This window comes from Bifidobacterium ramosum (genome assembly GCF_009299505.1).
GTDB lineage: Bacteria > Actinomycetota > Actinomycetes > Actinomycetales > Bifidobacteriaceae > Bifidobacterium > Bifidobacterium ramosum.
Genome location: NZ_WBSM01000017.1, coordinates 25,699 through 32,854, shown reverse-complemented (window position 1 = coordinate 32,854; position 7,156 = coordinate 25,699). Strand labels below are relative to the sequence as shown.

Annotated in this window: 4 protein-coding genes; all 4 read left to right on the top strand. The window is 65.7% G+C overall.

Features of this window, described 5'->3' with window-relative positions:
* The first annotated feature begins 549 nt into the window (after positions 1-549).
* The 4 genes from DSM100688_RS11350 (at position 550) to DSM100688_RS11335 (ending at position 6,937) form a co-directional block, all read left to right on the top strand.
* On the top strand, positions 550-2,121 hold the full coding sequence (locus tag DSM100688_RS11350) for an MFS transporter (RefSeq protein WP_152359193.1): 1,572 nt from the start codon (positions 550-552) through the stop codon (positions 2,119-2,121).
* A gap of 215 nt (positions 2,122-2,336) precedes the next feature.
* Entirely contained in the window at positions 2,337-3,422 is a 1,086-nt protein-coding gene (locus DSM100688_RS11345; RefSeq protein ID WP_152359192.1) for a hypothetical protein, read from the top strand.
* An 85-nt stretch (positions 3,423-3,507) separates the two neighbouring features.
* Positions 3,508-5,127: an aminopeptidase P family protein gene (locus DSM100688_RS11340; RefSeq protein ID WP_152359191.1), complete on the top strand. Its 1,620-nt coding sequence runs from the start codon at positions 3,508-3,510 to the stop codon at positions 5,125-5,127.
* A 190-nt stretch (positions 5,128-5,317) separates the two neighbouring features.
* A complete protein-coding gene (locus DSM100688_RS11335) occupies positions 5,318-6,937 on the top strand; it encodes an aminopeptidase P family protein (RefSeq protein ID WP_152359190.1) in 1,620 nt (539 codons plus the stop codon).
* The last annotated feature ends 219 nt before the right edge of the window (positions 6,938-7,156 follow it).

Below are 7,156 nucleotides of genomic sequence, written 5' to 3'. Positions count from 1 at the left end.
AGCTCCGGCCAAGAAACAAACCGACAGTTGAATGACACCGACATGACGCATGTGTCAACCATGCCCCAGGACATACCGTCAACCATGCCCCGACACATGCGTCATTTAGGCCCCGAGACATTACATGTTGTTCTTAGGTTTTCGTCCCCGTAAACGGATATGCGCCCCTTCCCTCCTCAACACTTTCTCAACGGACATACAGCCGATTTGGCTGGGTAAATCGGCTGTATGTCCGTTGAGAAAAGCGGAAGTGCGGGGGCGGTTCTGTGCTTCTGATGCGTCTACCTTAACGGACATACAGCCGATTCGGGTAGGCAGATCGGCTGTATGTCCGTTGAGGTGAGGGACGTCGCGGCATGTGACGATGGCGGGTCGATCGTGTATCGCTCGTGTAACGTGAAGGTTTCGTGCATGACAGTCGAAAAATAGTCCACTTTTTATGACATGTCTTCACCTTGCGGGGGCATCGGCACGGGTTAAGTTTCAGTTAACGCTTTGCAAAAGGCGTACAGAGACAGGCTTACAGCCGACCTTTCAAGGAGGTAAGAAATGTCCGACAAGCAATCGCCCGTTGGCGTCAATGACGACGAGAAACTGGTTGTGGACGAAGACGGCGAGAAGGTCACTTCCGCCGAGGAACAGGAACTGAACGAGCTGCGCAACGACCATTCGTTCTTCGGATATCCGAAGGGCATCGCGTCGCTGGCCGCCGGCAACTTCTTCAACTCGATCTGCTGGGGCGCGTTCTTCGCGGTCTGCATCTACTATCTGTACTCGCCGTGGACCAAGGGCCTGGGCTTCACCCAGGGCGAGGCCGCGCAGCTCATCGCCGCCACTGGCGCCATCAATTCGATGTTCGGCATTGTCGGCTCGTGGCTGGCCGACCGCGTGTTCGGCGCCCGCAAGGCGCTGGTCATCGGCAACATCGCCAAGGGCATCGCCTGCGGCATCCTCGCCATCCCGGCGTTCTCGCTGTCGCAGGGCCGCGTGTTCGCCATCATTGGCATGATCCTCATCAACCTGCCGATCATGGGCGCGTCCAACTACTCGCTGACCGGCCTGCTGTTCCACCGCAAGGACGGCCGTCGTGACGGCGCATACGCCATGCACACCATCGCGAACAACATCGCCGGCTTCGCGACCCCGGTGATCGCCGCGCAGCTCGGCCTCGTCAACTACCACTGGGGCTTCCTGATCGGCGCCATCGCGGCCTTCCTGTACGCCGCCGCCATCGGCCTGCCGGGCAAGGCCTTCTTCGGCTCCCTCGGCGCCAAGCCGTCCCGTCCGCTGAGCGACGCCGAGAAGAAGAAGTTCGGTAAGATCGCCATCGCCGTCGTGGTCATCCTCGCCGTCGCGATCGCCCTCGCCGTCGGCACCGGCAAGGCCACCATCGGCACGTTCGCCAGCACCGTCAGCTCCTTCACCTTCCTGGTCGCCATCGGCTTCTTCGCCGTGATCTGGACCTCGAAGCGCATCAAGGGCACCGAGCGCCGCCGCCTCGGCGCGGTCTCGCCGATCATCCTCATGCAGATCGTCATCGGCGTCGACTACCAGCTGCAGGGCACCACGCTGCTCATGTTCCTCGACCAGCGCATCAACCGCGACTTCTTCGGCATTGAGATCGCGCCGGGTTCGTTCAACACCATCGTCGCCATCGTGGCCCTGCTTGCCGGCGTCTTCTACAGCTGGCTGTGGGCCACCAAGATCGGCGCCAACTGGAAGTCCGTCGACCGCCTGTGGTTCGGCTTCGCCTTCTCCGGCATCTCGAACCTGCTGCTCATCGTGCCGACCGTCGTGCTCTTCCCGAGCACCGCGAAGTACTCGGTGATCTTCATCCTCATCTACTACATCATCGGCAACTTCGGCGGCTTCCCGTACGGCGTCGCCGCGACCTCCATGATCGCCGCCGCCGCCCCGAAGTCCTACGAGACCCAGATGCAGACCGGTTTCACGCTGTCGGCCGCCATCGGCACCGCGATCTCGCTGATCATCTTCGGCCAGCTCCAGACGCTCGACGCGCAGCTGCCGATGTTCTGGATCATCGCGATCTTCGAGCTCGCGGTCTCCCTGCTCATCTTCCTGTTCCGCAACAAGATGCAAGCCGCCATCATGGGCGAGTGAGCCGGGTCGCCGATACCGGTCACCCTCGACCATTGAGCGATCAAGGCGGCCGGCCGACGGACAAGGTGCGTACAGTCGTGTACCTGAACGACAGATTCTTCCACCTCGTCCGGCGGTCGGCCGCCTTACTATTAACCTGATCAACCCATCGATCTGATCAACCTGTCCCCGTGCGGGCGCGCCACGCGCATCCGCCGACGTACGAAGGAGTCGTCATGACAGCATCAGCACTATCCGCATACGAAGCAGGCGAGGAACCGGGCACCGTCTCGCCGCTCGCCGTCAACCTGGTCGACGAAGACCATCTTGAGATCATCTGGCCCGTCGACATGGTCGAAGCCGACCGCATCGACGTCTACAACCTCACCTTCCGCGGCGCCCCCATGCCGCTGTTCGTCTGGGATCCCAGCATGGAATGGCAGAGCGGCACCCTCTACCAGAAGGAGATCCGCCGCACCACCGTCAGCCCCATCCGCCCGATGCGCGTCAAGGATTTCGACGACATCGCCATCAGCTTCAACGCGCCGCTCGCCGCCGCCGACGGCCGGCCCGTCACCGGCCGGACGTTCCGCGCGCAGTACCACCCGTACTACACGCACTTCCAGCGCACCGCTAGCGGCATCCTCATCAAGTCCGGCGACGACACCTCGCAGGAGGCGCGCGACAAGGCGTGCGCGATGGTCGACGTGATGCTCGCCAAACTGCCCGAGGAGGCCAAGGTGCTCACCAACTTCGGCGTGACCCTGTCCGTGTACGGCCCCCACGAGGACGCGTTCGACGTGCCCGAGCACCGCATGGGCTACAAGGTCGCGCCTTACCCGGTCGCCGGCTACGGCGCCTGCGAGGGCAACCCGGCCGCGTCCATCGCCGAAACCAACGTGCTGCGCATGCTCGACGGCCCGATCACCACCAAGTACCGCAACGAGTCGATCCTCGCGCACGAGTTCGCGCACGGCATCCACCTGATCGGCCTCAAGTTCGCGCACGGCGGCGAACGCTACCGCCGCTTCGGCGAGATCTACCGCCACAGCAAGGACGCCGGACTGTGGCCCGGCACCTACGCCATCAGCAACCACGAGGAGTTCTTCGCCACGCTCACCACTATCTGGTTCGACGTGATGGAGGAAAGCCCCGACGGCAGCTGGGAGGTGCGCGGCCCGGTCAACACGCGCGAGGAGCTCAAACGCTACGATCCGCAGGCCTACGAATTCATGGCCGAGATCTACCCGGAAGAGCATCTGCCCGAACCGTGGGCGCGCGGCCTCGACCTGTTCGACATCGACGGGACGCCGCGCGGCTAGACACACTTGCCGGCCGGGACGGACGCTTCGCCGATGTTCCGGCCGGTGCACAGATATCACCGATATCAACAGAAGGGACACCACTATGACGAGCACCGAAAGCAACGGCGACGCACTGTCCGTGCTGCGCGCGGCGGCGGCCGGCAACGCGACCGAACCGCAGAAGGGCAAGACCGCGGGCGGCTTGCGCATCCGCGGAGCCGGCTTCGACCAGCTGATCTTCGACCACTGGGGCGACAGCCCGCGCGAGGAGGTGACGCGCAGCCCGCTGGCCGACGACGCGGCCAAGCACCGCGACGATTTCGCCGCCGCGCTGCCCGGCGAACGTCTGGTGATCCCCGCCGGCGCGATCCGCTTCCGCACCAACGACGTGACCTACAACTTCCGCGTCAGCACGCCGTTCGCCCACCTCACCGGCCTCGGCGGTGACATCGAACCCGGCCCGGTGCTCGTCATCGACCCGGTCGTGCGCGAGGACGGCACCGTCGGCCACCACGACACGCTGTACGTCGCCCCGCCGATCGGCCACGACGACAAGCGCTTCTACGCCGACGCCATGCACGGCGAGTTCTGGGTCGGCCCGGCCCCCACCCTCGCCGACTTCGAGACCATGACCGGCATCGAGACCCGCGACATCGCCGGACTCAAGGACGCTCTCGCCGCGAACGCCGGCGCCGACGGCATCCGCCTGCGCGTCTTCCGCGGCGCTGACCCGGCCGTCGAGGCGCTGGTCGACGGCATCCGCGAGGCGAGCGGCCTCGGCGACCTGAAGGCGAACCTGCCGCTCGACCAGGTGCTCGAGGAGCGCGAGGACGAACTGCGCGTCATCAAGACGCCCGCCGAAATCGACCAGATCCGCCAGGCCATCCGCGCCACCGAACGCGGCTTTGAACGCGTCGCCGACGTCATCTCGCTCGCCCCCAAGGTCAAGCGCGGCGAACGCCTCATCGAAAGCGTGTTCATGGGCTCTTGCCGCTTCGAGGCCAACGACGTGTCGTTCGAAACCGTCGTCGGCTCCGGCCGCCGCTCCACGTTCCTGCACTACATGATCAACAACCATCCGGTCGCCGCGACCGATGCCGTCGTGCTCGACGCCGGCGCCGAATCGCAGTACCTGTACGCGGCCGACGTGACCCGTACCCTGCCCGTCAGCGGCAAGTACTCGCCCGCGCAGCGCCGCGTCGCCCAGGCCGTGCTCGACGCGTCGAACGCGGCCATCGCCGCCGCCAACAAGCCGGGCGCACACTACCATGACCTCATGGCCGCCGCCATGGACTCCATCGCGCATTCGCTCGAGGACATGGGCATCCTGCCCGTCAGCGCCGAGGAATCCCTCAAGCCCAACGGCCAGCAGCACTGCCGCTGGCTGTACCACGGCACCGGCCACCATCTCGGCCTCGACTGCCATGACGCCCAGCACGCGCGCGACGAATACTATCCGAACGCCGAACTCAAGCCCGGCATGGTGTTCACCATGGAGCCTGGCCTGTACTTCCACGACAACGACCTGCTCGTGCCGGAGGAGTACCGCGGCATCGGCGTGCGCCTCGAGGACAACCTGCTCGTCACCGAATCCGGCGAGGTCGTCATCCTCAGCGACGGCGTGCCGCGCGATCCGGACGGCATCGAGGCGTGGATGGCCGAGCACAACCCGCAGCGTTACATCGCCGATCTGACCGGCGTCGACCCGTCCGCCGAGGCGTGACGGCGGGGGAGGGCCGGCGGCAGCGGTACCGCCATCCCGTCCCGCGATGGCGATCCGGCCGCCGGTCCCGCTCCCGAATCCATCCGTGCGGCCACAAGCCGCGCCCATACAACTGAACAGGAAGCAGTGTCACAAGCACATGGTGGCGCCGCGCACGCGACGCCACCGCCACAACGAAAGGACATGATCCATGGCTGACACGCAATACGACAAGGCAACGCTCGCGAAGCTCAACGCCATCGCCGCCGGCAACGACGCCGCGCCGCAGGCCGGACGCCGCGGCGGCGGCCTCAAGCTCAGCGGCAAGGGCTTCGAGGACATCATCTTCAAGCACTGGGGACCGAATCCGACCAAGAAGACGTACGAGCGCAGCCCGTTCGCCGACGATGCGGCCAAGCACCGCGCCGAACTCGTCTCCAAGCTGCCGGGGGAGCGGCTTGTGATCCCCGCCGGCACCGTGCGCCACCGCACCTGGGACATCGACTTCCTGTTCCGCACTGGCACCGCATACGCCCACCTGACCGGCCTTGGCCGCGACCTCGAGGCCGACTCCGCGCTCGTGCTCGACCCGGTGCTCAACGACGACGGCACCGCCGGCTACCACGCCACGATCTATCTGGAGCCGGCCATCGACCGCTCCAACCCGCGCTTCTTCTCCGACTCGAAGCACGGTGAGTTCTGGGTCGGCCCGCGCCCGCTGCCCGAGGACTTCCACATCATGACCGGCCTCGACATCAAGGACCGTACCGAACTCGAGGACGCGCTGCGCGCCGGCGCCGGCCCCGACGGCATCCACATCCGTCTGCTGCGCGGCTACGATCCAAGCATCGACGCGCTCGTCAACAAGGTGCGCGAGGAGTCCGGTCTCGGCGACGCGGACGCCAACCGCGCCTACGACGCCGTGCTCGAACAGGCCGAGGACGAATGCCGCATCATCAAGACGCCACGCGAGGTCGCCGAGATTCGCAAGGCCGTCGAAGCCACGCAGCGCGGCTTCGACCGTGTGGCCGACATCCTGCCGATCGCCCGCCAGGTCAAGCGCGGCGAACGCCTGCTCGAGGCGACGTTCACCCACTCGTGCCGCTACGAAGGCAACTACATCTCCTTCGAAACGAACGCCGCCTCCGGCCCGCGCGCCACGATCCTCGACTACCACGCCAACGACCACGCACTCAAGGACGGCGAGCTGTTCCTGCTCGACGCCGGCATCGAACTCGACTCGCTGTACAGCGCCGACATCACGCGCACCTTCCCGGTCAACGGCAAGTTCACCAAGGAACAGCGCGAGATCTACCAGGCCGTGCTCGACTCCGCCGACGCGGCCATCGCCGCCGCCAACAAGCCAGGCGCCGTCTACCACGACATGATGGACGCCGTCATGGTGTCCATCGCGCATTCGCTCGAGAAGCTCGGCATCCTGCCCGTGAGTGCCGAGGAGGCGCTGCGCCCCGACGGCCACCAGTACAACCGTTGGCTGTACCACGGCACCGGCCATCATCTCGGCCTCGACTGCCACGACGCCTACCGCGCGCGCAACGAGTTCTACCCGGACGCGCCGCTCAAGCCCGGCATGGTGTTCACGCTCGAACCGGGCCTGTACTTCGACGCGGCCGACGAGATGGTGCCCGAACGCTACCGCGGCATCGGCGCACGCATCGAAGACGACCTCGTGGTCGACGAGGACGGCGTGACCAAGCTGCTGACCACGTTCGCCCGCACGCCCGACGAGATCGAGGCGTGGCTCGCCGCGCACGGTCCGGAGGACTATCTGCAGAGCTTCCTCGACCACGAGGCGGCCTGCGCCGAATGACGGTTCGCCGCTCCGCCGGAGCGTACGATCGGAAGGCCGTACGCTCCGCATAGTGGAATCATCGGCCGCACGAAACCTCGCCCGTGAATAATGGGCGATATTCGGCCGCCGTCGCGATCGTCACGCGAGTGCTGAGTACTGGGTACTAGGTGCTGTGCGCTGTGTCCGCGTGCGATCGCGACGGCGGCCGAACTCATCTTCAGGAGAAAGGATGACACC

Coding starts and splice junctions, on each gene's coding strand:
- DSM100688_RS11350 (WP_152359193.1), top strand. CDS start 550: ATGTCCGACAAGCAATCGCCCGTTGGCGTCAATGACGACGAGAAACTG.
- DSM100688_RS11345 (WP_152359192.1), top strand. CDS start 2,337: ATGACAGCATCAGCACTATCCGCATACGAAGCAGGCGAGGAACCGGGC.
- DSM100688_RS11340 (WP_152359191.1), top strand. CDS start 3,508: ATGACGAGCACCGAAAGCAACGGCGACGCACTGTCCGTGCTGCGCGCG.
- DSM100688_RS11335 (WP_152359190.1), top strand. CDS start 5,318: ATGGCTGACACGCAATACGACAAGGCAACGCTCGCGAAGCTCAACGCC.